General features: G+C 44.1%; 18 protein-coding genes. 5 read left to right on the top strand and 13 right to left on the bottom strand.

The annotated features are described in order from the left end of the window. Nucleotides 1-176: 176 nt before the first annotated feature. Nucleotides 177-1,577 (bottom strand): polysaccharide deacetylase family protein, encoded by a 1,401-nt coding sequence (locus tag NST94_RS07930; RefSeq protein WP_076192865.1) that lies wholly within the window; start codon nt 1,575-1,577, stop codon nt 177-179. A gap of 208 nt (nt 1,578-1,785) precedes the next feature. On the opposite strand from NST94_RS07930, the gene NST94_RS07925 reads away from it, so the two are divergent. Then, on the top strand, nt 1,786-2,979 hold the full coding sequence (locus NST94_RS07925; RefSeq protein ID WP_076184708.1) for an AI-2E family transporter: 1,194 nt from the start codon (nt 1,786-1,788) through the stop codon (nt 2,977-2,979). Here NST94_RS07925 and NST94_RS07920 read toward each other — a convergent pair. The 8 genes from NST94_RS07920 to NST94_RS07885 all read right to left on the bottom strand — a co-directional run bounded on the left by NST94_RS07920 (nt 2,937) and on the right by NST94_RS07885 (nt 14,881). Beyond that, nucleotides 2,937-4,754, bottom strand: a complete 1,818-nt coding sequence (locus NST94_RS07920) for a penicillin-binding protein 2 (RefSeq protein ID WP_076192870.1) — start codon at nt 4,752-4,754, stop codon at nt 2,937-2,939. The two genes, NST94_RS07925 and NST94_RS07920, sit on opposite strands and share 43 nt — an antisense overlap. Before the next feature lie 165 nt (nt 4,755-4,919). Further along, nucleotides 4,920-6,992 carry a methyl-accepting chemotaxis protein gene (locus NST94_RS07915; protein ID WP_081387869.1) on the bottom strand — a complete coding sequence of 691 codons (2,073 nt, stop codon included), beginning with the start codon at nt 6,990-6,992 and terminating at the stop codon, nt 4,920-4,922. Between the two features lie 47 nt (nt 6,993-7,039). Then, nucleotides 7,040-8,002 carry an alpha/beta fold hydrolase gene (locus NST94_RS07910; RefSeq protein WP_143762377.1) on the bottom strand — a complete coding sequence of 321 codons (963 nt, stop codon included), beginning with the start codon at nt 8,000-8,002 and terminating at the stop codon, nt 7,040-7,042. A gap of 1,457 nt (nt 8,003-9,459) precedes the next feature. Beyond that, entirely contained in the window at nt 9,460-10,491 is a 1,032-nt protein-coding gene (locus NST94_RS07905) for a glycoside hydrolase family 130 protein (RefSeq protein ID WP_036675546.1), read from the bottom strand. Between the two features lie 76 nt (nt 10,492-10,567). After that, nucleotides 10,568-11,401 carry a carbohydrate ABC transporter permease gene (locus NST94_RS07900; RefSeq protein ID WP_076126321.1) on the bottom strand — a complete coding sequence of 278 codons (834 nt, stop codon included), beginning with the start codon at nt 11,399-11,401 and terminating at the stop codon, nt 10,568-10,570. A 3-nt stretch (nt 11,402-11,404) separates the two neighbouring features. Then, nucleotides 11,405-12,286, bottom strand: a complete 882-nt coding sequence (locus tag NST94_RS07895) for a sugar ABC transporter permease (protein WP_036675555.1) — start codon at nt 12,284-12,286, stop codon at nt 11,405-11,407. A gap of 128 nt (nt 12,287-12,414) precedes the next feature. Beyond that, nucleotides 12,415-13,782, bottom strand: coding sequence for an extracellular solute-binding protein (locus NST94_RS07890; protein WP_076134055.1), 1,368 nt, complete (start codon nt 13,780-13,782; stop codon nt 12,415-12,417). Between the two features lie 319 nt (nt 13,783-14,101). Then, the gene (locus NST94_RS07885; protein ID WP_076126317.1) at nt 14,102-14,881 is read right to left on the bottom strand and encodes a response regulator; all 780 of its coding nucleotides are present in this window, start codon (nt 14,879-14,881) and stop codon (nt 14,102-14,104) included. Between the two features lie 296 nt (nt 14,882-15,177). Here NST94_RS07885 and NST94_RS07880 point away from each other — a divergent pair, with 296 nt between their 5' ends. The 4 genes from NST94_RS07880 (at nt 15,178) to NST94_RS07865 (ending at nt 19,944) form a co-directional block, all read left to right on the top strand. Beyond that, nucleotides 15,178-16,128: a 1,4-beta-xylanase gene (locus NST94_RS07880; RefSeq protein ID WP_076281104.1), complete on the top strand. Its 951-nt coding sequence runs from the start codon at nt 15,178-15,180 to the stop codon at nt 16,126-16,128. A gap of 21 nt (nt 16,129-16,149) precedes the next feature. Continuing rightward, nucleotides 16,150-17,364, top strand: coding sequence for an AGE family epimerase/isomerase (locus tag NST94_RS07875; RefSeq protein WP_248547693.1), 1,215 nt, complete (start codon nt 16,150-16,152; stop codon nt 17,362-17,364). Next, the gene (locus NST94_RS07870) at nt 17,364-18,536 is read left to right on the top strand and encodes a glycosidase (protein WP_076279759.1); all 1,173 of its coding nucleotides are present in this window, start codon (nt 17,364-17,366) and stop codon (nt 18,534-18,536) included. The genes NST94_RS07875 and NST94_RS07870 overlap by 1 nt, the downstream gene beginning before the upstream one ends. 505 nt (nt 18,537-19,041) lie before the next feature. Further along, nucleotides 19,042-19,944, top strand: a complete 903-nt coding sequence (locus NST94_RS07865; RefSeq protein ID WP_076126309.1) for a manganese catalase family protein — start codon at nt 19,042-19,044, stop codon at nt 19,942-19,944. A gap of 62 nt (nt 19,945-20,006) precedes the next feature. Here NST94_RS07865 and NST94_RS07860 read toward each other — a convergent pair whose 3' ends face one another. The 4 genes from NST94_RS07860 to NST94_RS07845 all read right to left on the bottom strand — a co-directional run bounded on the left by NST94_RS07860 (nt 20,007) and on the right by NST94_RS07845 (nt 24,962). Continuing rightward, nucleotides 20,007-20,567, bottom strand: coding sequence for a GNAT family protein (locus tag NST94_RS07860; RefSeq protein WP_076281107.1), 561 nt, complete (start codon nt 20,565-20,567; stop codon nt 20,007-20,009). A 71-nt stretch (nt 20,568-20,638) separates the two neighbouring features. Then, nucleotides 20,639-21,703: a LacI family DNA-binding transcriptional regulator gene (locus NST94_RS07855; RefSeq protein ID WP_076126305.1), complete on the bottom strand. Its 1,065-nt coding sequence runs from the start codon at nt 21,701-21,703 to the stop codon at nt 20,639-20,641. 45 nt (nt 21,704-21,748) lie between these two features. Beyond that, nucleotides 21,749-23,050 carry an ABC transporter substrate-binding protein gene (locus NST94_RS07850; protein ID WP_076281179.1) on the bottom strand — a complete coding sequence of 434 codons (1,302 nt, stop codon included), beginning with the start codon at nt 23,048-23,050 and terminating at the stop codon, nt 21,749-21,751. Between the two features lie 31 nt (nt 23,051-23,081). Continuing rightward, nucleotides 23,082-24,962, bottom strand: coding sequence for a sensor histidine kinase (locus NST94_RS07845; protein ID WP_076277086.1), 1,881 nt, complete (start codon nt 24,960-24,962; stop codon nt 23,082-23,084). Between the last annotated feature and the right edge of the window lie 68 nt (nt 24,963-25,030).

Here is a 25,030-nt window from a genome sequence, read left to right as displayed (position 1 = left end):
CCCTTTAGCAAAAAAGAATATTAAAACAAGCAAGAGCAGTCCCACCTTAGTATTTCTAATGGCGGGCTGCTCTTTTTTTAATTATCCCAATAAAAAAATGTTCCACAACCCATCGCTGGATTGTAGAACATCTCTTTACATGTCCACTGTAAAATATTTATCAATAAGATCATGAATCAATTGGTTACTGTCGCACCTGGCATTTCTACATCCGCAACCGAATCATTAAGTGACAACGATTCTTCCTGTTGCGATTTGCGTTTTTTTGCAGTTTTCGGATGATGAGGCAGCTGTTGGTTCATCTTTTTGAGCAGCTCTGAGACAGGCATCAGGATAAGCTTCGGCACAAGGACCTCGCTCCGTTCTTTAAGCCTTGCCCCACCTGCTGGATGAATCACACTTAACAGGATCCTTAAGTAAAATTTGGAGGAACGTGCGAATAAGCCATCCGGCAAATCACGTACGGTAAAGCCGAATTTCTCCGGTCCCCGGTTAATCATGCTGACTCCATAAAGCGCTTTGGCTTCCGCAAGATCCACATCTTTGGCAATGATCTCAGCAAGAATGGGCAGATCCTTTTCCATTCTGCGGATCATTCGAATCGCAAGTTGAGCGGAAGAACGTGAATGAATCCCTAATTCGAACAACTGTTTATTATCGATGTGCAGCTCAATGACTTTGTCACCTTTACGCAGCAGTTCTCCGCCCTCGAGTTCAACCGGTTCGCCCTGATATTTCCGCATCCGATAATGCAGGAAAGGATCTGACGGAGTAATCGTTTGGAGATGAAAAAGAGCTTGAAATACCTGTTCCCAAGCTAACCAAAGTCCTACAAGCACCCGTTTACCAAAAGATAAGCGCCGGATAGGTGACGTCTCAGCCATCTTAATCATCTCATCAATCCGAATGCTGCGTAGTCCCCGTTTACGGGCTTCCTCCAGAGTCTGCTCAAGAGCCACAAGCATATTCCCTGGAGCATCCGCATCTGCACCCAGCGTTGTGCCGCTATCATGCAACAACATCACTTCCCCGGGATTTAGACGGGCCAGCATCTTCTCAGTGAGTTTTTCGGCGCCGAGCTTCTCACGCCAATCGCCAAACATTGCCGACCAAAGCACAATTTCAACTTGGCGTCGTTTGGAAATATCAAATAAATTGACAATACCCCAAGGTGGACGGTAATACGTACTGCGTTCGCCAATAATATTATAGATAATATCATTCGTGCGTTGAATCTGCCGGCGGACGGTTGCTGGCCGCATGAGCCAGTTCGTCTTGTGAACATAATTATGAATTCCGATGAGATGTCCCTCATCATGGATACGCTGAATAAGATCAGGATAACGTTCAGCATTAGAGCCGACTACAAAAAAGGTTGCTTTTGCATCATACCTCTTCAGTAATTCCAGCAGTAATGGTGTAAATCGAGGATCAGGTCCATCATCGAAGGTCAGTGCGAATTCATTTCGCCCAGTTCCTTTACGAAAGACACGGTAACCAAAAATCCGGCTGATCATACCAGGGATAAAAGCATAAAATGATGAGATGTAAAATAACCAGAGCAGCAAAGTCTGCATATTAATTCCCCGCTTTTCCAGAGTTGACTTTGGCTCGCCTAATGTCTGCAAGCAGAACCCGTGAAACGGCCAAGTGAAGTAGAATAAAAAAACGTTACCCCCTATTTTAACACATGTATCAAAGAAATAGACGCTTTTAAAGTAAAATCATGTACAATGTAATCAACCTGGCGTATCCACTTATAAAAAAAGGGAGTTGTTTATATCTATGCTGCCGTTATACAAAAAATATTGGCGCACATTTTTTGACATCGGATTAATTGTCCTCACGGTTTATCTAATTATGTTCTCCTTTAGTAAGCTGTATCAGTTAGCTGCACCTGTATTCCTGTCTTTTTTTGTATTTTTGCTTATCGAACCCTTGGCCCGCTTCTTGAACCGCCGTGGTCTTGGTAAACCTTTTGCCTCCGCCATTTCAGTGTTGCTCTTTCTGATTGTGCTGTTAGGTACATTATTTGGTGCCGGTCTACTGATTACGATCCAGGCCCTTCACTTCCAAGAGAACCTCCCTAAATATACATATGTGGTGCAGCAGCATTTTGTGGAGACCACGACCTACCTGCAGCAAAAAATAGATAACTTGCCACCCGATATTACGAACAAGGTCAACGGGTACTTTAAAGATGCCACGGATGTTCTAACAGGATGGCTGATTACTTTTCTAAAATACATGGCCGGTATTCTAGGCTCCTTCTCCACCTTCATGGCCAATTTCGGGATAGCCATTATTTTGGCATTTTTTCTTAGCATGGAAATCAAAGATTGGCGTAAAATCGCTCATGACAAAATGCCAAAAACCTTTAAGAACGCCTTCGCCTTTTTGCAAGGCAATGTATTCAAAGCCATCGGTTCCTATTTAAAAGCACAACTTATTCTGATCAGCATTACATTTGCCATAGTTCTAGTCGGCTTATTTATTCTGCGAACCGGCAACGAAATCACAATGGCATTAGTCTGCGCGGTATTTGATGTTTTGCCGCTTCTTGGCGTGACGACAATTTTAGTCCCTTGGATCATCTATTTGTTCATCGTGGGCAATACATCACTGGCTATTGGATTAATTATCCTCCTTGCCATTGTACTAATTGTTAGGCAGCTGCTTGAGCCGAAGATTACCGGGAATTCAATTGGCGTATCCTCAGCCTTCCTTATGCTGTCGTTCGTCATTCTGTCCACATCTGCTTTCGGTATGGCTGGTCTGATTCTGTCGCCGATTTTGCTTATTCTGATAAAAGAACTGATTCAACAAGGGTATCTTCAGAGCTGGATCTATCTCCCGCAAGAGGAATTTATCGTTTCACCCTTTGCAGCTAACGGTCCAGCTTCCAATCAGACCAGCTCTGCGCCACCACCTGAACCTCAAGCTCCAGAGGGAACCGATGATAATAAATCCAATATCTGACCGAACAGCTTAACGGCTAGATGTGAGCTGTCCGGAGCGACGTTCTCCACCGCTACCGACACAGCATATCTGGGATGATCCAGCGGCCCATAGCCGATAAACCATTGATTGTTACGCGGCATACCCTTAACAAGGGTTTGTGCCGTACCTGATTTCCCGGCAACCGGCCATTTCGTGCTCTGCAGACTTGTGCCGGTTCCATCCGTAACTACTTTACGCATCCAGGACAGCAGCTGGCGGGCTGTAGATTCTGAGATCCTCCCGGCAGTTGAAGGGGAAAGATGACCCGGCAGATCCTCTAGCTTTTGCCCATTTGCAAAGGTTACACGCTGGAGAATTCTTGGCGCTCTCACTTCCCCGCCATGCAGTAACGTCACCACCAGGTTCGCTGCCTGAAGTGGAGTCACTTGCACATCTCGCTGCCCAATGGCCGTCTGCACTCTGGCGCCTGGATCATCCGGCAGCAAAGAAGTAAAGATCGTCCCCTTCTGCTCACCGGACAGTGGCTTAAGAACTGGAAAACCAAGCGTATTCTCCGCTTGCCAGCTAATATCTCTTCCGAGCCCCAGCGCGAGTGCTGTCGCTTGAAGCTGCGCCCCACTCAAACGTTCTGCCAGCGCAGCAAATACAGTATTACAGGACACGGCGAACCCTTGCGCCAGCGTGAGGGGACCGTGTCCTTTTCCTTTTAGACAAGACAATCCATATTTCTCATATTGCCCTGAACAATAGAAAAGCTCATCCGCTGTGGTGACCCCGGCTTCTAGTGCTGCTGCTGCTGTGACGATTTTGAAAATTGACCCAGGTACGGCAGCCTGCAACGCCCGGTTATTCCACTCTCCCCCTTCAGGGGATATCTTCTCTGGGTCGTAAAAAGGTAAAGATACCATGGCTTCAATATCTCCCGTTCCGGTGTCTAACACCACCACGGCTCCTTCCTTCATTCCAGCTTTGACAGCTAACTCCTCTATTTGTTCCTGAAGCTTTTTATCAATCGTTGTATATAAAGACAGCGGATAATACGGATTACCCGGGGCTCGTACTTGAATGGGACTGCCCGGGACACGTTGCCCGCGCGCATCAACCTGAGCATATGCCTCAGTATGCCCTACACCTCGAAGCAACGGCTCCAGGGTCTTTTCTAACCCGTCCGTTCCTTTCATCGGAATTCTCAGCCCCGATGGGGAAGCCTTCCCACCAGTGTTTGGTACCGCTTCCGATAAATATCCAAGCCACTGCCGACCAGTTGCTTTCCCATCATATCTGCGAGCAAAAGGAAGCACGCCTACGCCGTCGATCCCCAATGCACTCACTTCTTCCGCTTGTGCGGATGTAAGTGCGAGCGGTCCTTTTCCCACTGAGGATGGCCAAAGCAATGGTTCTTTAAGGGAAGAGCGCTTGTTTAGCAATTGCTCATAACTCACTCCAAGGATAGCTGCCAACCGGTGCATGGACTCAGCTTCTTCGTATACGACCTGCGTCACGGTATTCCTAGCCTTCGCCTCTTGAGGAAAAAACGCAGCCGTCCAAATGGTTTCCCCGGCAAGGGGTTCACTCTTTCGGTCATACAGACGCCCCCGCCCAGAGTCCAATACCGTCTCCCGTTCGCTTTGAATTTCTGCCATCTTTGCAAGTGTATATTTCGTTCCAGGGACCGTCTGTTCCTTCATAAACAGTTGAATCCACGCCAGCCTAAGGACCAACACGGCTACTACTGAACATAAAATAATCAGTCCGCCGAGTATACGTCTGTGGACATTATTGTGCAATCCCATTCCTCCTGACTGACGTTCATAGCCTTTATTATGTCCCACCCGCTGGATTATTTACACTCATGCTTAGTTAGCTAATTTATAGCCTTTTGAATAGCACAAAGACCAGTCCCAAATAATGGGAGACTGGTCTTTGTAGTTAAAAATATTTACTTAGGTTATGCAAAGTTACAAATTAAATTTGGACAGTTTTTCTTGCAACTGCCGGGACGCATGCTCAAGCTGCTCAGACAGCTCCACTAAATGATCACTCACACTTTGTTGCTCCCCGCTAAGCGAAGCCACTTCTTGAGAAGCTGCTGATGATTCTTCTGCAATGGAGCTGATATTGCCCATCGAATTTGACAGCACCTTCTGGGATTGGCTCAAGCTATCCATCGATAAAGCAACAGATTCCAAGCGTGTAATAAAATGACGCATCTGATCCTGTACAGATACGAAGATATCGCTAGTGCTCTCAACTGAAGTAACCTGCTGATTAAAAAGAGGGGCTACTTCCGAGAGAACACCTACGGTCTCGTTCATATCCTTCATAATGGTGTCTGTTATATTAGCCACCACAGCAATGGATTCTTTGGACTGATCTGCAAGCTGGCGTATTTCATCGGCCACTACCATAAATCCCCGGCCGGACTCCCCTGCCCTTGCCGCTTCTATCGTTGCATTTAGAGACAAAATATTCGTCTGCTGTGTAATATTCTGCATAACATCAAGCACCTTCATCACTGATGATGTGGTGTCTTGCAGCTCATTCACTTTCAGCACAAGCTTATTCGTCATATCGCCCGTCTTATTGGTCTTGCCAAGCAGCTCTTTTAACTCATTAAAACCTTCTTCACTAAGCACGCCGATACTATGTGCGGTATGATCCATCTCATGCGTAGCTGAGTTCACTTTGTTCATTTGCACCGAAATTTGCCCCGTAAGCTCGTTACCCTGGTCCGCCTCCAAAGCTAGGCTGCCTGAACCTCCGGCAATTTCTTCTGTTGCTGCGGCAATCTCTTTGGCTGCCATCGCTGTCTTACGCGATACTCTACTAAGTTCATCGGCAGTTTCCATTACCTTCCTCGCGGTTTCATTAGTATGGATTACCAGTTCTGTGATCCGTTCCATCATCCTATTAAAGGAACCCGATAACTGACCAATTTCATCTCGTGAGGTAATATCCGTACGTACTCCAAGATTTCCATCTGCCCCTTGAGACATTAGATCCTTAAGTCGGGTCAAGGGCTTAGATACCATTCTGTACATCCAGTAACCAATTAGAATGGCGACAATAGCAGCCACCGCAACAATAATATATGTAGTTTTTAGAATACGAAGTGCGTCTTTCGTAAGATTCTCAGCCGGAACAACACCAAGCAATCTCCAGCTGGAGCTTTCCATCGTCCCGTACACAGCCAGAATGGATTTTCCTTTCTCATCCTTCGTTGGCAATGACCCAGCCTCATGCTCCAAACCATGAAGAAGAGTCCCTCCCAGACTGAGATAAGTATCTGTTCCCACTTGCTGGGACGATGCGATCAATTCATCCTTATCCGTCAGCAATTGCATGTAAGAGCTGGGTCCGAGATCAACTTTACGAAGCTGATTTTCTAATTCACTAATTCTAATGTCACAGATAATTATGTATCCCGGGCTTTGTGTATCCCCAGCTATCGATTGTGCCAAATGAAACATACCCGAAGTATTTCCGGCTTGCCCCTGTTCTGTTCGGGGAATCCACAATGTTTGTGGTTGCTCCTCAAGCTGCTTGAACCATGAGGACTCTCTGAATTCTTTGATAAAAGCGCTGTCTTTTGATCCCGCTGACGAAGTAGGGACTTCCTGATTCATCGGGATGAGGTATACAGCTTCTACCCCCTTTGATGCGGTCAGCCAGGCATTTAGCTCGGCGCTAATCTGGTTGGACTGCAAATTACGATCCTCATTACTTGTAGTGGGATTATTCCCTTGTTTGAGTGCATCCTGAATCTCATTGTTGTAAAGAATTCTTCCTAGGCCATCCTCATAACGCAATAATTCAACATCAAACTTCTCTGCAGCTTGGACGACTGTCTGTTGATTGGCTGACAGCGCGTTATTCTCGATCGTTTGCTCAGCTACGGAATAGGAAATGTAGCCAAGTGAGAGAACGAGCACCATTGTTGAGATGAAGAAGATGAGAAAAAGCCGCACCCCAATCGATTTGGCAGGGTGCAGCTGGAAATGCGCCTTTTCTTTTTTTACTTGCGACTTCATCAATTGTTCACCACCGTTGTCTTCAGTTATGCCTGCTGGCTTATCTCTTACAAGGTCATGAACAATTCCAACGCCCGATCGGCAAGATATGGTAAATACTCATGACCGTACTCATAATAAACCATAAGCTCTTTGGACGCTAGTATTTTATTGTATGCGGCGAATTGAGTTGAAGGTGGACAAATCGTATCGGATAACCCGGTAACCCACAGTACTTTGGCCTGTATTCTTTCGGCAAGATTCTGAATATCGATATAACCGAGCCTATTAAAAATCTCATCCTCACGCAAATGATGGGGATCAAAAAACCGGAAATAATAGTTGATCTCCTCATAAGCTGAAGTGGTAATATCCAGCTCCCAAGCACGTTTATAATCTGAAAGGAAGGGATATACAGGCAGGGCTATTTTTATGCGAGGCTCTAATGCTGCACAAGCCACAGTCAGCGCTCCACCTTGAGATAGTCCAAAGGCACCTACACGTTCAGGATCAACTTCATCCATAGACATCAGAACTCGGGCAGTCTGTGCCGTATCCAAGAACACATTGCGATAATAAAGGTTATCAGGATTAGGATCATCCATCCCTCGAATGATATGTCCGCGTATCGTAGTCCCTTTTACGGTAAGGTTATCTTCGGAGAGGCCACCCTGGCCGCGACAATCCATCGCCAGGACGCTAATCCCGTGAGCAGCATATGCCACCTTCTCCATCCAATCCCCGCTGTCACAGGAGTATCCATGGAACATCACTACACCGGGACCTTTTTTATGTACGCTGTTCTTCGGTCTTACATATTTGCAATGGATTCTTGCACCGCCAACTCCGGTAAAATACAAATGAAAACATTCCGCAAGTTCACTGACAAACTCCGCTGGTTCCAGTTCATAATCCAGCGCCTGTGCATCCAGATCACGCAATGCCCGCTCCCAAAATTGCTCGAAATCATCCGGTTTTGGACTACTTCCGTTATATTCCTTTAACTGTGACAAATTCATGTCGCTTCCCAAAATATTGTTCCTCCTTAAGTTATGTAACGATATTGTTCGCTTGCTGTTCGTAACCGCGAAGCAACGTTAGAGTTACTATGCTAGATAGAAACGGAAAACCCCATATGGGTTTTCCGTTGATGTATGGATAGTTGCGATGGGATAGTGGGATGGGATAGTTGGGATGGAAAAGTTGCGATGGAGTGGGATGCAATAGTTGCGTTTTCTGCGACTGGATAGTTTAGTCGCAGCTCCGAGGCTGGATAGTTGCACTTTGTGCAGCTATATTTCAGCTGAATATGTGTGTTTTCCTCTTAGTTGCACTTTGTACAACTAAAAAACAGTAAAAGGAGCTTTTGGTGGTTACTTGGCTGATATAGTTGCACGAAGTGCAATTATATCGCCTAGTAACCAAAGAAATGTTAGTTTAAGTGCACAGAGTGCAACTATTTACGTCAGAGCCATAGAGTATCTTAGCAACAGACTGACTGAGGTCGCCAACTGAGCCACATTCACCACTCACTCGCTGCTTGCCTATTACCTCCACAACTAATCATATTCCACGTACCTACTACCTTCTTATTACCTCTACAACCACTCACATTCCACTTATCCGCTATCTTCTTATTGCCTTCACAACTAATCACACTCCACGTACCTACTACCTTCTTATTACCTCTACAACCACTCACATTCCACTTATCCGCTACCTTCCTATTGCCTTCACAACACCCACATTTCCATCTCGCCTATTAACTTCTTTATAATCGGCACAGTAACAGCTTCTGGCTGGATAGTTGTACTTTGTGCAGCTATATTTCAGCTGAATATGTGTGTTTTCCTCTTAGTTGCACTTTGTACAACTAAAAAACAGCAAAAGGAGCTTTTGGTGGTTACTTGGCTGATATAGTTGCACGAAGTGCAATTATATCGCTTAGCACCTTAGGTATAGTTAGTTTAAGTGCACATAGTGCAACTATTTACGTCAGAGCCATAGAGTTGCACTTTGTGCAGCTATTACAGCTGAAATATATTTGTTTCTAATCTTAGTTGCACTTTGTACAACTAAAAAACGGCAAAAGGAGCTTTTGGTGGTTACTTCGCTGATATAGTTGCACGAAGTGCAACTATATCGCCTAGTGACCAAAGAAATGTTAGTTTAAATGCACAAAGTGCAACTATTTACGTCAGAGCCATGGAGTATCTAAGCCACAGAGTAACTAAACAACAGAGTGATCAGAATCGCCAACAGAGTTGAATTTCCTCCTAGCCTGCTACTTATCTATTACAGGCGATAATGTGTCGTTCTGTTGTACATTCTGCAACAGAACACGGAGGTCGCACAAGGCAACCTCCGCACTGAGCACACCCAACAACATTCAACACACCAAACCCAAAACACTTCTTGCAAACTCTACGCTACGCAATTCTCCGGAACTCTAGCAAGCTCACTGAAAATATAGGTCATTAAGTCCAATTTAGATTTTGCCTAAACCTGCATCATCACCAACCTCTTCATGGGTTTCGATGACATAGTTGACGATTTCATTAACCGTTGTATAAGCAACGCCTACATAAGTATCAGCCGCGCCATAATAGATGGCGATACGGCCGGTTTCTGCATCATGCAGAGTAGCACAAGGGAATAGGACGTTATTCACAAAACCTCTTTCCTCGTACCATTCTTCTGGCGTTAATACAAAGTTCTTCGAGCGATATTTTACTTTCGAGGGCTCATTGATGTCCAAAATAACCGCTCCCATACTATACACAAGACCATTGCACGTTCCAGTTACGCCATGGTAGAACATCAACCAGCCTTCAGTAGTTTCAATCGGCGCTGGTCCGCCACCAATTTTGACACTTTGCCACCAGCCTTGACCACCCTTGGTCATTACATGGCGGTGTTTTCCCCAATATACGAAGTCAGGGCTCTCACTAAGGAATACATCACCAAATGGCGTATGGCCACTGTCACTTGGACGGGACAACATCACGAAGTTGTTGTTGATTTTTCTAGGGAACAGTACACCGTTCCGGTTGAATGGCAGGAACGGGTTTTCCAAGCTGATAAATGTTTTGAAATCTTGTGTTTTTGCTACCCCAATAGCTGCTCCGTAGAAATCTGTACACCAGATAATATAAAATGTATCTTCAACCTTCACCAGACGCGGATCGTAAGCATAACGCGGCTGATAAGGATTACCTTCTTCATCTATAAATCGGATCGGCTCATCATCGATTTTCCAATCTAAACCATCCACACTATGTCCCATACGCAGATGCGGACGAGTAGTGTTATCTTCTACACGAAATACACCAATAAAACTGCCTTCATACGCAGCAACCGCACTATTGAAAATACGGGCTACACCTTTTGCAGGATTTCTTTTGATAACCGGGTTATCATTATGTCTCCAAATCGGATTCTCGTAGCCAGCAGGCTTTTCTTGCCAAGGCATGTTCGGGATGTTAATTGCACTTGCTCCAACCAATTTTACTTCACTCATTAGTTTTCCCTCCAAATGTATGCAACTTTTCAGTATGCTATTTTATCTAGTACTGTTATTAGATTTACTGTTGAGCTCACTTTACAGAACCTTGTGAAAAACCATTGTAGATATATTTTTGCAAGGCGGTAAACACAACCAATGTAGGTATAATTGCGATCATAATCGCCGCACATATTACTTCCCACTGCGATCCATATGGACCTTTAAACTTAAAGAGTGCTGTGGAGATCGTTTGCAGATCTGTTTTCGGCATATAAAGGAAAGGGGTATAAAAATCGTTATAAATATTAACACCCTTCACGATCACTACAGTTACAATCGCCGGCTTCAACAGTGGCAAAATAATTCTCCAATAAATTGTCCAATACGAAGCTCCGTCCAGCATCGCGGATTCATCCAGTGACTCGGAGATCGAATCCAAAAACTGCATGAAGATATAAACAGCGATAATATCCGTGCCCAAGTACATAACGATTGGTGCCCATCTGGTATTAAATAATCCCAAGTGATTGATGATTTGGAAAGTAGCCACTTGTGTAGTTACACCTGGAATCAGGGTGGCAATCAGGAACATACTAATTAGGATCTTACTGCCTTTAAATTTGAAGCGCGATAAAATATAAGCCATCATCGAACCCGTCAACGTAGCACCCGCAATAGAAATCACAACGATAATGACAGTATTTTTAAAACCGAGCAGCATTTTTCCGTCTACAAAAGCCTTAGTGTAGTTGGAGAAATTCAACCAATTCTCTGGCAGCGTTAACGGTCCGGTAGAAGCATATTCGGCTCCGGTTTTTAATGAAGCGAAAAACACGACCACGATAGGTATCAAAGCTACAAGTGCTCCCAAAATCAAGGTGAGATATTTGAATATACTAGCAGTGGTATATTTTACAGAATGCATAGTTTATTTCTCCTCCTTGATCAGAACGCGCTGCAAAATAGTAACGATGATAACAATACCCAGCAATACCACGGCCATCGCCGATGCCAAACCAACCTTGCTGTATTTGAAAGCTACATCGACCGTCTGAATTACGAATGTACTACTTCCGTTAGATCCGCCTGTCATGACGTATGGAATTTCGAATACCCCAATGGCGCCACTAACCGCAAGAATCAAGTTCAATTGCAGAATACGTTTAATGCTTGGCAAAATAATATGCATAAACTGATGCCATCTGTTTGCACCGTCAATTTCAGCGGCCTCATAGATATCCTTACCAATAGAAGAAATAGCTCCGAGGAAAATCAGGAAGTTCATTCCCATGTATCTCCACAGTGACGCACCTGCGAGCGAGAAGTTGATCAAGTTAGGATTCAGAAGCCATTTCTGCTGCAGACTGCCAAGCCCAATCAGATTAAGAATCGTATCTAACGTTCCATCTGGTTTGAAAAAGAACAGGAAGATAAAACCGATTGCTACACCGTTTAGCAAGGTTGGGAAGAACAAAATCCCTTTAAACAAGTTTTTCATGCGAACACTAAAGCTCAAGATGGTTGCAAAATACAAGGCAAGTGCCATCTGAATAAAGGTGGTAAAGAAATAATACAAGCTGACCTTAAACACAGAAAAATACTCAGGTTTCGTAAAAATGGTCTTGTAGTTTTCTAAACCGACATATTCCATATTTTTGCTCAATCCATTCCAACTGGTGAAGCTGTACCGAAACATACTGATGACTGGATAATAAGCGAATGTGAGCAGCAACAATATCGGCACTAATGAGAATAAGATGATGATAGCGATTCTTTGATTTTTATAGCTCAAATTTGAAAACTTAAACACCCGATACACCTCCAGAAAAAGCATCCTCATTTATTTAAGACTCGTTTAAATGTGAAGGGGGAAATGCTTGTTAGCATATCCCCTCCCACATTCACTACCGCCTATAGCATCTAAGAAGCTTATAGTTGTTACTGTGCTGTGACTTTAGCGCGAGCGGCTTTCCACTTGTCGTTCAGGTCTTTCATGATGTCATCATAGGATTCTTTTCTGTTGCCAATCGCTGCTTCAATAATCCGTTTCTTGAAGTCTGGCTGCCAAGCACCGATCTCAGCTTGTTTGTCGATTTCATCAGACCAGCCTTCTTCGCCAGCTTTAGCAGGAGCAAGAGTATCAAAGGTTACATCTGTACCTTCATATTGTTTCAGGATTTCTGGAAGCTCTGCACCGATAGCCGGGCTCATACCGCCGCCTTCAGTTGTAGGGTAGTTAGATTCGTTGATGAACCAATCCACCCAAGCTCTAGCAGCTTCTTTGTTTTTACTGTGCACGCTGACACCCAGATTGTAGTCCCCAGCAAGCGGCACAAGGATTTTATCCGCATTGGTTGGGAAAGGCATAAATCCAACATCGTCTGGATTTGTAGCCAGGCCTTTGATTTGGCCAATTGCCCAAGATCCAAGCACCATAGTCCCAATTTTTCCGTTGGCCAGATCAGCTTTGGAAGATTCCCAGTCTGTTGTAGTTGGATCTTCTTCAATCAAACCTTTTTGTGCTGCATCGTACAAAATTTTGTACAATTCATAGTGTGGTTGACCCGCTACATAGTTGTCGTCGCTAGCCACTTGAGCAATGTTTACATAATCACGATCACCAGCTACTGTAGCCAGATCCGCTTCCCATTGTGTCAATGTCCAGCCTGCTGCGTAATTTGTGTAAAGAGGAACAGCTTGTGTTTTGTCTTTAATAGTCTGCAGGGCAGTCAAGAATTGTTCAGGGGTTTTGGGAACCTCTGTAATTCCGGCATCTTTGAAGACTTGTTTGTTATAGATAATCCCGTTAAAGTTGATGGTCATCGGAATACCATAGGCAACTCCGTCTACTGCACGTTCTTCCAGCCCTGTGTATTGTTTGCTCATTTCTTCAAGCTTGCCAAGGGGTTCGAAGAAATCAGGAATATCTTTTACAGCTATGCTAGTAGGTAACAAAAGAACGTCGCCATAATCACTAGTGCTCATACGAATTTTAATTTGATCTTCGTAAGTAGCGAGCGCTTCAAAGTTCACCTTTACATCAGGATATTTCTCATTGAATTTAGCCGCATACTCTTTGAATACGGTATCAACAATATCTGTTCTTTGCGTTATGACTGTGATATCCCCTTTGATATCCTTAGCTGCTGTACCATCAGCTGGAGCAGTTGCCTCTGCTGAAGAACCATTGTTTCCTGTGTTTTTAGCAGCTTCATTGTTAGTGTTGTTGTTTGAGGAACAACCGCTAAACAATCCCGCCACAAGTGTTAGTGCCATCAAGCCCATCATTGTTTTGCCTTTTTTCATGCTGTTACGACCCCTCTCTTCAATTCAACTCTAGTTTTAGGTAAATAACAAAAATAATAACTTTTATCATCACTCATAACTTGAAAGAGTAGCCATTAATACCGGATTATCTGAATTACTCTTGAAAACAAGTGATGATATCGCTTACAAATCCATTATAAATCTATTTTCGACGCAAAACGATGGTTTCAATTGCTTTTTCTGGTCTTGTATTTGTTATTTTTGTTTTACTTATAATAATTTTGTTATCTAATTTATAAAAACATCCACAAAAAAAGAGAGCTTTTCGCCCTCCTAATAAATAACTTCCTATATATGCCTAAAACTCACGTTCAATTTTCGGGAATTTACAGCCGCTTTTATAATCCTTAGGTGTCATACCACACATTTTCTTGAACAATTTATTAAAATATACCGGATCGCTATAACCCACCTTCTCGGCAATTTCATAATTTTTCAGGTCAGGATGCTCCATTAGCAGTTCCTTTGCTTTAGAAATTCTAATCCGAATCAGATAGTCTGTGATCGTCTGCCCCGTCTTTAATTTGAACAAACGGCTGAGATAACTCGCATTCATGCCCACCATCTCCGCTAGACGTTCAAGCTCGAAGTTCTGATCATACTCTCTCTCCAGAATACTTTTTGTCTGCTCAACTACATAATGTTCTCCACCATCCGCAGCTTGTGAGAAAATCTCCTCATGCTCCGTCACGGTCTTTTTCTTTACATCCTCTACTCTCTTAAGCAGTTCATATAGCTGAGTCTTATCAATCGGTTTAAGCAAATAATCCATCACCCCATGACGGATCGCTCGACGGGCATATTCAAATTCACTAAAACCGCTAAGGACAGCAATAGGGATATCCTCCATATGGTCTCTAGCCTGTTCAATCAGCTTAAAACCATCCATTCTAGGCATTTTGATATCTGTAATAAGCAGATCTATATCCTCCCGGGATAACTTTTCTAAATGTTCCCAGGCTTCCAACCCGTTGCCGTAAGATCCAATTACATGTACGTCTATTTCCATTCTGGATGTGATTTTTTCGAGCCCCCTGCGAATGACTTCCTCGTCGTCCGCAATCATAACATTTATCATTTGAGTAATTCCCTCCAGTTGTATCCGCCAGTTATTATGATTGCGCTATCATCACGAATAGTATCTCCCCATGTATTACGTCAATGTACGATTGCGCCCTTTTATAGTCTTATATTTACTATAACTAAAGTTATTCAAATTTCCCAGCTTCAACTACAAATTGTCCTTGAAATCATCTGCGAAAAAGTATATAACTAAATTAAGTTGTTATTATAAACTAACAAAACAATAATAACTATCTAACAAAATGAAGATTGCTAATTTTTCTATTTTTGTGTGTAAAGTGAGGATTCTCGATGATGTTAAACAACGAATACATTGCAGGCGTAACCTGGGGTTTCTCGGGTAGACGTGGTTCATGGACAACAGAAGAAGCTGAGTGTTCGCTGGAATTAATGTCCTCTGTCACCGGAGCGAACTGGACGGCCATTGCGCTCAGCGCGCTTCAAGCTACCGCTCATTCTACGGAAATTCCCTACTGGGAGGCTCCAACCGTTAGCGACGAAGAAGTGAAATGGGCTATCAGCAAAGCGAAGTCACTGCAGCTAAAAGTATGCCTGAAGCCGATTGTTAATTGTGCTGACGGAACTTGGCGTGCCCATATTAACTTTTTTGATAAGGATGTCCCTTGCGAGCCTAAATGGTCTGAGTGGTTCAGCTCTTATACTAAATTTATTCTGCACTATGCCGCTATCGCTGAGGAAACAGGCTGTGAAATGTTCTGTATTGGCTGTGAGCTTGTACAGACGGATAGACGCGAAGCCGAATGGCGTTCGCTTATTGCTGAGGTGCGGAAGGTCTACTCAGGTATTCTTACTTATAATTGCGATAAGTATCAGGAGGATAACGTAACCTGGTGGGATGCGCTCGATGTGATTTCTTCAAGTGGGTATTATCCAGCTAGTGATTGGGAGGCTCAGCTCGACCGGATTGAGCAAGTGGTGCACTCACAGAATAAGCCGTTCTTTTTCATGGAAGCGGGTTGCCCAAGCCGGAGCGGAAGCGCCGCGATTCCCAATGATTGGACCTTAAAGGGCGAACCAAGTCAAGAAGAACAAAGTAAATTCTATCAGGCAATGTTTCAAGGCTGTGAGCACAGAGATTGGGTTCAGGGCTTTATGCTCTGGGATTGGCCTACTCATCTTTATCCAATTGAAGAAGCAGTACAGAATGATGATTACTGTATGTACGGTAAGCAAGCCGCTGGGATCATCAACGAATATTTCACCTCAAAAATCACCAAATAATGTGAGGAGTGACTGATTACAATGATTAATTCACCAGAATTATGGTTGACCCAACTTGAGGATGAGCTGCAGGATAATATTCTTAGTTTTTGGATGAAACAGACGAAGGACGAAGTGAACGGCGGTTTTATAGGTGAAATCGACAATCAGCTGAACATTACTCCTAACGCAGAGAAAAGCCTTGTGCTTAATGCCCGGATCCTTTGGTCCTTTGCGAGCGCTTACCGGATCTACGGTAAACCGGAATATCTGGCGATGGCAGAACGTGCTTATACCTACCTGATGGAACACTTCATTGATAAAGAGTATGGCGGATTATACTGGATGGTGGATGCTGAGGGCAGACCTTCTCAAGAGAAAAAGCAGATCTATGGCCAATCCTTTGCTATCTACTCACTGGCTGAATTCTACCATGCGACCGGACGTCCAGAAGTCTTAGAGGATGCGATTCAATTATTCCAGCTAGTTGAAAAATACGGCTATGATTCTATTTATAAAGGTTATGTCGAAGCTTTATCACGGGAATGGCAAATTACTGATAACCTCAGTCTCAGCAGCAAGGATATGAATGAAAAAAAATCTATGAATACCCATCTGCATGTTCTGGAAGCGTATACCGGTCTCTATCGAGTATGGAAGTCGGAGGAACTAAAGAGCACGCTAACTGAGCTAATCGAAACGATGCTGGATCATATCATTGATCAGGAAGGCCAGCATTTTCATCTTTTCTTAGATGAAGCATGGAATGTGAAATCAGATATTATCTCCTACGGACATGACATCGAAGGAAGCTGGCTGCTGGTGGAAGCTGCTGAAACCCTTGGAGAAGAGCAGCTGCTGCAGCGTGTGCGAACAGTAGCTGTCTCCATGGCAGAAGCCGTTCTTGCGGAAGGTATTGATAGCGATGGAGGGATATGGAATGAAGCTGACCCAAGCGGGCTGCTGAGCAAAGATAAAGATTGGTGGCCGCAAGCTGAGGCGGTTGTTGGATTCTATAATGCTTATCAGCTGACTGGTGACAGCAAATTTAATGAGGCTGCCCAAGCCTCCTGGACTTTTATCGATAAATACATGGTGGATCACAAGCTGGGTGAATGGTACTGGGGCGTGGACGAGAACCTTCAGCCCCTGCCTCACGGATCAAAGGTTAGCGCCTGGAAATGTCCTTATCATAACAGCAGAGCCTGCTTCGAAATGATCACACGACTGAAATCAACTATAAAGGAGACTGTCTAATGTCATCATTATTCCAAGAACGCAAACAACAATTAACAGAACGTTATGAAGCCCTGATCGCTCGCAAGAACGAAAAGCTTCCTTATGGAAACGGCATTTATGACCGATATGCTCATCCACTGCTAACTGCTGAGCATGCGCCCTTAATCTGGCGTTATGATTTTAACCCAGATACCAACCCTTATTTTGCCGAAAGAATTGGCGTCAACGGCGTCTTCAACCCGGGTGCTATTGCACTGAATGGCAAATTCTATCTTGTTGCTCGCGTGGAAGGCAATGACCGCAAATCTTTTTTCGCTGTAGCAGAAAGCGACAATGGCGTGGACGGTTTCCGCTTCTGGGATCATCCAGTTGTGCTGCCGGAGACAGAAGTTCCTGATATCAACGTCTACGACATGCGCCTCGTTAGCCATGAAGATGGCTGGATCTACGGCCTCTTCTGTACAGAACGCAAAGATCCAGAAGCTCCACATGGTGACCTTTCTAGCGCAGTAGCACAGTGTGGTATTGTTCGCACCAAAGATCTGAAGACCTGGGAACGTCTGGCGGATCTCAAAACAGGCTCTGCTCAGCAGCGTAATGTCGTGCTACACCCTGAATTTGTAGATGGAAAATACGCTTTCTACACTCGCCCACAAGATGGCTTTATCGATGCAGGTTCCGGTGGCGGTATTGGCTGGGGACTCTCGGATACAATTGAAGATGCCGTAATTACCAGCGAGACTATCATGGACGAACGCTACTACCATACCATCAAGGAAGTTAAAAATGGCCAAGGTCCAGCTCCAATCAAAACTGCAAAAGGCTGGCTGCATATTGCTCATGGTGTACGCAACACAGCTGCTGGACTCCGATACGTGCTATATGCTTTCTTGTCTGACCTGGATGAGCCAAACAAAGTTACTCATTCACCTGGTGGTCATTTCATCGCACCAGACGGTGAAGAACGTGTCGGCGATGTCTCCAATGTCGTGTTCTGTAATGGCGTGATTGCACTTGATAACGGTGAAATCTATATTTACTACGCCTCCTCCGACACTCGTATCCATGTGGCTACAACTACCGTTGACCAAATGTTAGATTATGTGCTGAACACTCCAGAGGATCCCCTTCGCTCTTATGCTTGTGTACAGCAACGTATTGCTCTTATTGATCGTAATTTAGCATTGTAAAAAAAGTTCATAAACCCTAAAAATCAACAGAGCAGCGATTCTCCTATATTAGGAGGATCGCTGCTCTGCGTTTTGATCATTCACTGTTTGCTTCAAGCGAATATCAATCATCCAGAGTAACTTAAGGACTCAGATGACGCTATTCACATGTATTTAGCCTTCAAAGTAAGTTTTCGGACTCCAGGGGCGCTATTCCCTGAAAAGAGTCCCATTTGGGGCGTTTTCTAGGCCGATAGCTGCGCTGGAGTCCGTTAGCATTGTAAATATCGGATAATACTGCATATAGGGTCTGCTGTGTCCGTTAGCAGGTTAATATGCGTATTTGATTGCGTATTTGATTGTGGTTTTAATTGCGTATTTGATAGTATTTGCCGTTTGCCTTTTCGACACAAAAAGCCTTTTACATGACGCACATCCATACTTTTCAGCCCATTCATGAGTAATTCCTATAGATTAAGCTCAAAATAGGTCAGTAACCCCTAACTCCAAGGAGGCTGAGATATTAATGTTCAAACGTATGGATGAAATCATGATTGAGATTCCTGAAGTTGAGAAGCCCGATCCCAATGCTGCTGCCGCTGTTCAGGAATTACTTGGCGGAAAGTTCGGAGAAATGTCGACCCTTAACAATTACCTCTTTCAATCCTTTAATTTCCGTTCAAAAGACAAGCTGAAGCCTTTTTATGATTTGGTGATGAGCATAACAGCGGAAGAGCTTGGCCATGTCGAGCTGGTTTCGCATGCCATCAACAAATGTCTTCGAGGGTCAACAAGTTATAAAGAGCCCGATTCCACCCCTCTAGGGTCCGCAAAAGATGCGCGTCTATCCTATCACTTTCTGGCTGGTGCACAAGGGGCTATGCCTTTTGATTCAACGGGGAACCCGTGGACCGGAGCAAACGTCTTTAATAGCGGCAACCTAGTGGAAGATCTGCTACATAACTTCTTCCTCGAATGCGGAGCCAGAACACATAAAATGAAGGTCTACGAAATGACAGACCATCCAGCTGCACGCGCTGTAGTCGGATTCCTTTTAGTCCGTGGTGGTGTCCACGTGGTCGCTTATGCCAAAGCCATCGAAGTGGCAACAGGTGTTAATGTAACTAAGCTCGTACCGATTCCTTCGTTAAATAATAAATCATTCAGTGAAGCAAAAAAATATGAAGAAAAAGGCGTGCATACCAAGCTATACACCTGGAGTGAAAGTGACTTCGGCGCCATCGATCAGATTTGGAAGGGAACCCACCCAGAGGATAATCTTCCGCTTGAAGTTATTCAAGGATCCCCTAAAGGCTTTCCGATCCCCGTTGCTCCGGCAGTCGAAGAGGAATTCGCTCCCGGAATCTCCCCCGAAGACTTTAAAGAAATTGCCAAACGCCTCAAAATGGCTGGAAATATTACAGACTAATATTCATAGTGAATCTGGTGAGGAAGTTACCTACAATCTTCCTTACCCTAGATTCACTTTTTTTAATTGTACAAACTGCGGAACTCCTCTTCAAGCATGGACATCAGAATCATGTTATGAAACTCTCCGTCTACATAAAGAGCATCCCGCTCCACACCGTCGCGTTGAAAACCAAGCTTCTCATAGACATGAACGGCTCTGGGGTTAAAAGTATATACGCCGAGATGGATGCGATGCAGCTTCAAAGTTTCAAAGCCATATCGCAGCATTTGAGTCATAGCTTCAGTACCGTAACCCTTACCCCGATGTTCTTGTCCACAAATGCCGATCCGGATATTTGCACTACGATTGTCCGGATCTATTTCATTTAGTACCACTTCTCCAATGAGCTCACCCGTGTCCTTTACTATAATCATAAGATCCACACGATCCTCGGCTGGAACACTAATCTTACGAATCCAAGCTGCCGTCTGCTCACGGGAGAAATCTTCTTGCGATCCTGTTAATTGCCCCATCTCAACATCAAGCAAAAATTTATAATAAGCCTCCAGATCGGATGCTTGCACACCGCGTAGTTGAATCTGTTCGCCTTCAATCTTTGGCATGGCAACTGATTCTGTCATAACTAAACTCCCCCTTACTCAAGCAAAACTAGATTCCATGGCTTTTATATACTTTTTAGATCAACATAGTTCTAGTCTCGCGGCTTATCCACGGAATCACGATGTACAATATCCGCTGCAATAAGAATTTTCTCAAGCGGTGCAGAAGGATTATGAATACGGCTCAGAAGTTTCTCCACTGCGGCTCGGCCCATCGCTTCTTTAGGAACATGAACAGTTGTAAGCGGTGGAACGCCTCTTAAGGCATCCTCAATATTATCAAAGCCAGTAACCGAGATATCCTCCGGAATATTAAACCCTTCTTCCTTGAGGATGTCACTGACCGAAAGGGCTGTGGAGTCGTTAGCGCAAACCAAGGCTGTCGGGAGTGTTTTGGCTTTTTTACGCTTATTCACCCAGTTTTTAAAATCCTCCTGAAATAAGTCTTCCTCCACCCCTTCCAGAAAAAGATTCGCATCATCTTCCAAAGGCAGTCTTATTCCGCTCTCCTCCAGCGCACTCCGGAAGCCAATCCACCGGTCGCGGAAACTGCGTGAGAATCCAATATTGCCGATAAAATGCATTTGGGTATGGCCTGTGCCCATCAAATGATTTGTAAGCCGAGCCATAGAATCCACATTATTCGCAAACACGGTATCACTTGGAATTAGCGGATCTTCATGGTCAATCAACACCATCGGCAAACCAATACGGTGTACCTCAAGCAGCAAGGAAGTAGAGATTTGGCCCACACCTATCAAACCAAGGATTCCATTGGGATTCAAAATATTAACGAAATTATCCGCACGGTTCTCGGAGATAATGACCATCCCAAGCCCTTCCTGATCCAGCGCAATCGCAATACCATCCACAATTTTTCCCCAATACAAGGAATCCTGCGTCTGAGAACGAATATTCGGCATTAACACCAGCACGGATTGCTTATTCCGATCCCCGCCACCTACCGGAGGCGTGCGTTTTATACCTTGGACAAAAGCATTTTTTTGCGTAAAATAACCCAGCTGCGATGCCGCTTGAATCACTCGCTCTCTTGTCGTCTCATTAACGCCGCCTTTACCCGAAAGTGACTTGGAGACAACGAATTTGGATACGCCGAGATGATCAGCGATTTTTTGCATGGTAACCTTTTTAGCCATATATAACCCTCCAGAGAATGTCATCAAATTTATGTAGTACTAACTTTAAGGCTGAGAAGTTTGTGGCGCTCCTGCCCGCGCTTCCTTCCATTTTGCATTTAATTCGTCAAAAGCCTTTTGTAAATCAGGCGCAGCCAGTAACTCCTGAATATAATCCCCGGACCAAAAGGACATTTTGGCTCTATTCGCCAGCTCGATGAACGCATCACTTTGTACAGTAGCATCGAGTAGCTTAGGCTTATAAGATAAAAACTCACGATACTGCGACATAGAGGGATTCAAGCTTCCATCTGCCGGAAGAAATCCCCAATCATCTCGATAGGAAGTCTCCTTCACAAAAAAATTCAACCACGCCATAGCAAGCTCTTTGTTCTTGGTGTATTTACTAACCCCCATGAACCAATCTGGATTAATCGGCGCATAATGAGCGCTGCCATTATCATACGGAAACGGGAAGAATCCAATATCATCCGGGGCAGCCCCCACATCAAGAACTTGTCCAATCGTCCAATTTCCCAGTAAATACATCCCTGCTTGACCTTTAGCTAGCTTAGTCTTCGATATCTCCCAATTGTTCGAGAATAGTTCATCTTCAACATAGCCTTTACCAATTAAGGTTCGAGCAATGGAAATTGATTTCCCCCACTCATTATCAAGCTGCCACGGGCTATCCTCATTTACCATATTATTTAGATACTCTGGATTACCTGTCATATAGTTAACCAAACTGTTTCCCCATTCACGTAAAGGCCAAACGGCTCCATAATTCATATATAGGGGGATAATACCCGCTTGTTTTAATTTCGCACAAGCTTCGTAGAATTCATCCAGCGTCTTAGGAACAGTAGCTATTCCTGCTTTTTCGAATGCCTTTTTATTATAGACAATCCCAACCGTAGTAGTCCCCGTGGACAGCCCATAACGTTTCCCGTTATACGTAGCAAAAGAGGTGAAACGCTCACTAGCGGCGGTTTCTTCATCCAGCGGTTCGAAAAAATAATCCAGCTCCTTTGACGGAAGATTCACCGGAAGCAACAGTACATCACCGGCATCTTTCGTGGACAGCCGTACCAGAATATCCGTTGCATAATTGGACAAGCCTTCAAATTCCACATTGGCTTCGGGGTATCTCTGTTTAAATTGGTCCGCGTATCCTTGAAAAGTTCCGTTCTCAATCAGATCTATTCGATTGGTCATCATGACTATGGTGCCGGACAAGTCAGACTTCACCTCGTCTCCAACTGGAGGCGGAGTGGATTCCGTCTGCTTATTGTTATTGGCACAGCTACTACTCAATAACACTAAGAGAAGTAACAGTATGGTCCGCATAGTCCATTCTAATTTCATCCCCTTCAACGGACAGCCCCCTCTTATTTCGTTACTCAGGTAAGCCAATTAATTCCTGTTCCAGTAATGGCAGCGACAAAATAACATCGGTCCCTCGTCCAAGCTCACTATATACCTGGATCCCAAATGCCGCTCCATAATGAAGACGCACTCGCTGCTGTACATTTTTCATGCCTATCCCCCCGTTAATGCTTTTCTTAGGAGGACTTTCGTTCTGCAGCCCATCATTCAATTTCTCCAAAGTCTTTTCATCCATTCCGATCCCGTCGTCTTTAATATGAAACAACAGCATTTGCTCTGTAATCTCGCAGCGGATGCTTAAATGCATTTGCGGCTTATTATCATCTAAGCCATGGTAAGCTGCATTCTCAATGATAGGCTGGAAGACCAGCTTGATAATAGAGTAATTATCTAACGACTTCGGCACATCGATATCCAGTAAAAAACGGTTAGGATAACGATAGTTCAGCAGCTCGACGTAATTACGCACATACCCAAGCTCTTGCTTCAATGTCGTATTACCACTCAGATCACTTGTACTGTACCGTAGCAGTTTGCCCAGAATAGAGATCATATCCGCAGCTTCGACATCATCATTCAGCTCGGCGGTCATTCGGATGGACTCCAGTGTGTTATAGATAAAATGAGGATTGATTTGACTCTGCAGCGCATGAAGCTCTGCTTCCTTTTTCTGTTCTTCTATGCGGTAAATATCCTGAATTAGCTGCCTGATTCGGGCTAACATACGATTAAATTGATGCCCTAGCAGACCAATTTCGTCACGCCGTTTAACTCTGAACATCACATCCAGATCGCCGCCCTGAACTTTTTTCATCAATTGAATCATTTGAGTCAGCGATTTAGTAAGGGCAACGGAAAGAATAATCGAAATAATTAACGCCAGTACTATGATACTTAATGTAGCAGCAAGTGTTGTATTACGGGTCAGCTTCACATCACGCATCAGTACATCAACAGGAATAGAGATAATTACCTTCCAATTGGTTTTGGTAGAGCCAGAGTAAATATTCAACCGCTCTTTTCCGTTGACTGTATCATAAAAGCTTCCAGAAATGCCTCCAACTCTTTTGAACAAGTCTGAATCAGAAATATCTGTGGCCAGCAGCTTCTTGTCGCTGTCGTAGATGACCATTCCCTTCTCATCCACAATCAACGACTTCCCATGGGTGACTTTATCCAGCTCCGTAACTTGATTCTCCAAATTGCTAATATTCGCTTCAACCGCAATCAGCCCGATTGGATTTAACAAGCCATCCACGATTTTGCGAACAACGGTAAAAGCATATCGGGTGCTCTGCAGATTACTTGTATACGCTTGAGTACCGAACAATAATGCTTCTCCGCTGGAATCCTTAGTCTGCTGGCTCCAGTATTTATAGCTTTGCTCGAGATCAAGTCGTACGCCACCATCCTTCGCAGAATAATAACCATTTCCGTAAGCGTCAAAAATATAAACCGAGTTCGCACCTCGCTTAATATTGTTAATAAACGAAATGTTGCCCTCTATCCCCCGTTGAATGGACAACAGAAGATCAAAATCACCGGGCGACAAAGCAGCACTCCCAGTTGCGCCTCCCATAATCTTTTTCTGCTCATGGTAGTTGTTCGAACGTATTAAATTCTGTTTGATATCATTCACATAGGCGGGCATAGATGAAATACGCTTCATATCTTCGATATAATCGTCTACTCCATCCATCATTTGATCGATTAATTTCTCAGAATAAGCAATGGTGTTCCCCTGAATAGATTCTGAGTAGCTCTTGAAGGTAAATACACTGATGAAGGATAGCGGGAGGGTAATGATAATTAAAAAGACGAGGAGCAGCTTGCGTTCCATGCTCATGTCCCCGATAACGGACCACCAGCCAGAGATGCGTCTACCTTTCATTTGGTCCTTCTCCTTAATACTTTTTACCTAACTTGTTATTAAATTATAACAAATACCTAACAAAGTTA

Source organism: Paenibacillus sp. FSL H8-0282 (genome assembly GCF_037963825.1).
GTDB lineage: Bacteria > Bacillota > Bacilli > Paenibacillales > Paenibacillaceae > Paenibacillus_AQ > Paenibacillus_AQ odorifer.
The sequence above is the reverse complement of the archived record's forward strand: the minus strand, read 5'-3'. Positions and strand labels throughout refer to the sequence as shown.

Excerpts from the sequence above, each read along its gene's own strand:
- NST94_RS07890 (WP_076134055.1), bottom strand. The coding sequence starts at position 13,782 with ATGAAAAAAGGCAAAACAATGATGGGCTTGATGGCACTAACACTTGTG.
- NST94_RS07915 (WP_081387869.1), bottom strand. The coding sequence starts at position 6,992 with ATGAAGTCGCAAGTAAAAAAAGAAAAGGCGCATTTCCAGCTGCACCCT.
- NST94_RS07865 (WP_076126309.1), top strand. The coding sequence starts at position 19,042 with ATGTTCAAACGTATGGATGAAATCATGATTGAGATTCCTGAAGTTGAG.
- NST94_RS07930 (WP_076192865.1), bottom strand. The coding sequence starts at position 1,577 with ATGCAGACTTTGCTGCTCTGGTTATTTTACATCTCATCATTTTATGCT.
- NST94_RS07880 (WP_076281104.1), top strand. The coding sequence starts at position 15,178 with ATGATGTTAAACAACGAATACATTGCAGGCGTAACCTGGGGTTTCTCG.
- NST94_RS07900 (WP_076126321.1), bottom strand. The coding sequence starts at position 11,401 with ATGCATTCTGTAAAATATACCACTGCTAGTATATTCAAATATCTCACC.
- NST94_RS07905 (WP_036675546.1), bottom strand. The coding sequence starts at position 10,491 with ATGAGTGAAGTAAAATTGGTTGGAGCAAGTGCAATTAACATCCCGAAC.
- NST94_RS07920 (WP_076192870.1), bottom strand. The coding sequence starts at position 4,754 with ATGGGATTGCACAATAATGTCCACAGACGTATACTCGGCGGACTGATT.
- NST94_RS07845 (WP_076277086.1), bottom strand. The coding sequence starts at position 24,962 with ATGAAAGGTAGACGCATCTCTGGCTGGTGGTCCGTTATCGGGGACATG.
- NST94_RS07875 (WP_248547693.1), top strand. The coding sequence starts at position 16,150 with ATGATTAATTCACCAGAATTATGGTTGACCCAACTTGAGGATGAGCTG.
- NST94_RS07860 (WP_076281107.1), bottom strand. The coding sequence starts at position 20,567 with ATGACAGAATCAGTTGCCATGCCAAAGATTGAAGGCGAACAGATTCAA.
- NST94_RS07925 (WP_076184708.1), top strand. The coding sequence starts at position 1,786 with ATGCTGCCGTTATACAAAAAATATTGGCGCACATTTTTTGACATCGGA.
- NST94_RS07850 (WP_076281179.1), bottom strand. The coding sequence starts at position 23,050 with ATGAAATTAGAATGGACTATGCGGACCATACTGTTACTTCTCTTAGTG.
- NST94_RS07885 (WP_076126317.1), bottom strand. The coding sequence starts at position 14,881 with ATGATAAATGTTATGATTGCGGACGACGAGGAAGTCATTCGCAGGGGG.
- NST94_RS07855 (WP_076126305.1), bottom strand. The coding sequence starts at position 21,703 with ATGGCTAAAAAGGTTACCATGCAAAAAATCGCTGATCATCTCGGCGTA.
- NST94_RS07870 (WP_076279759.1), top strand. The coding sequence starts at position 17,364 with ATGTCATCATTATTCCAAGAACGCAAACAACAATTAACAGAACGTTAT.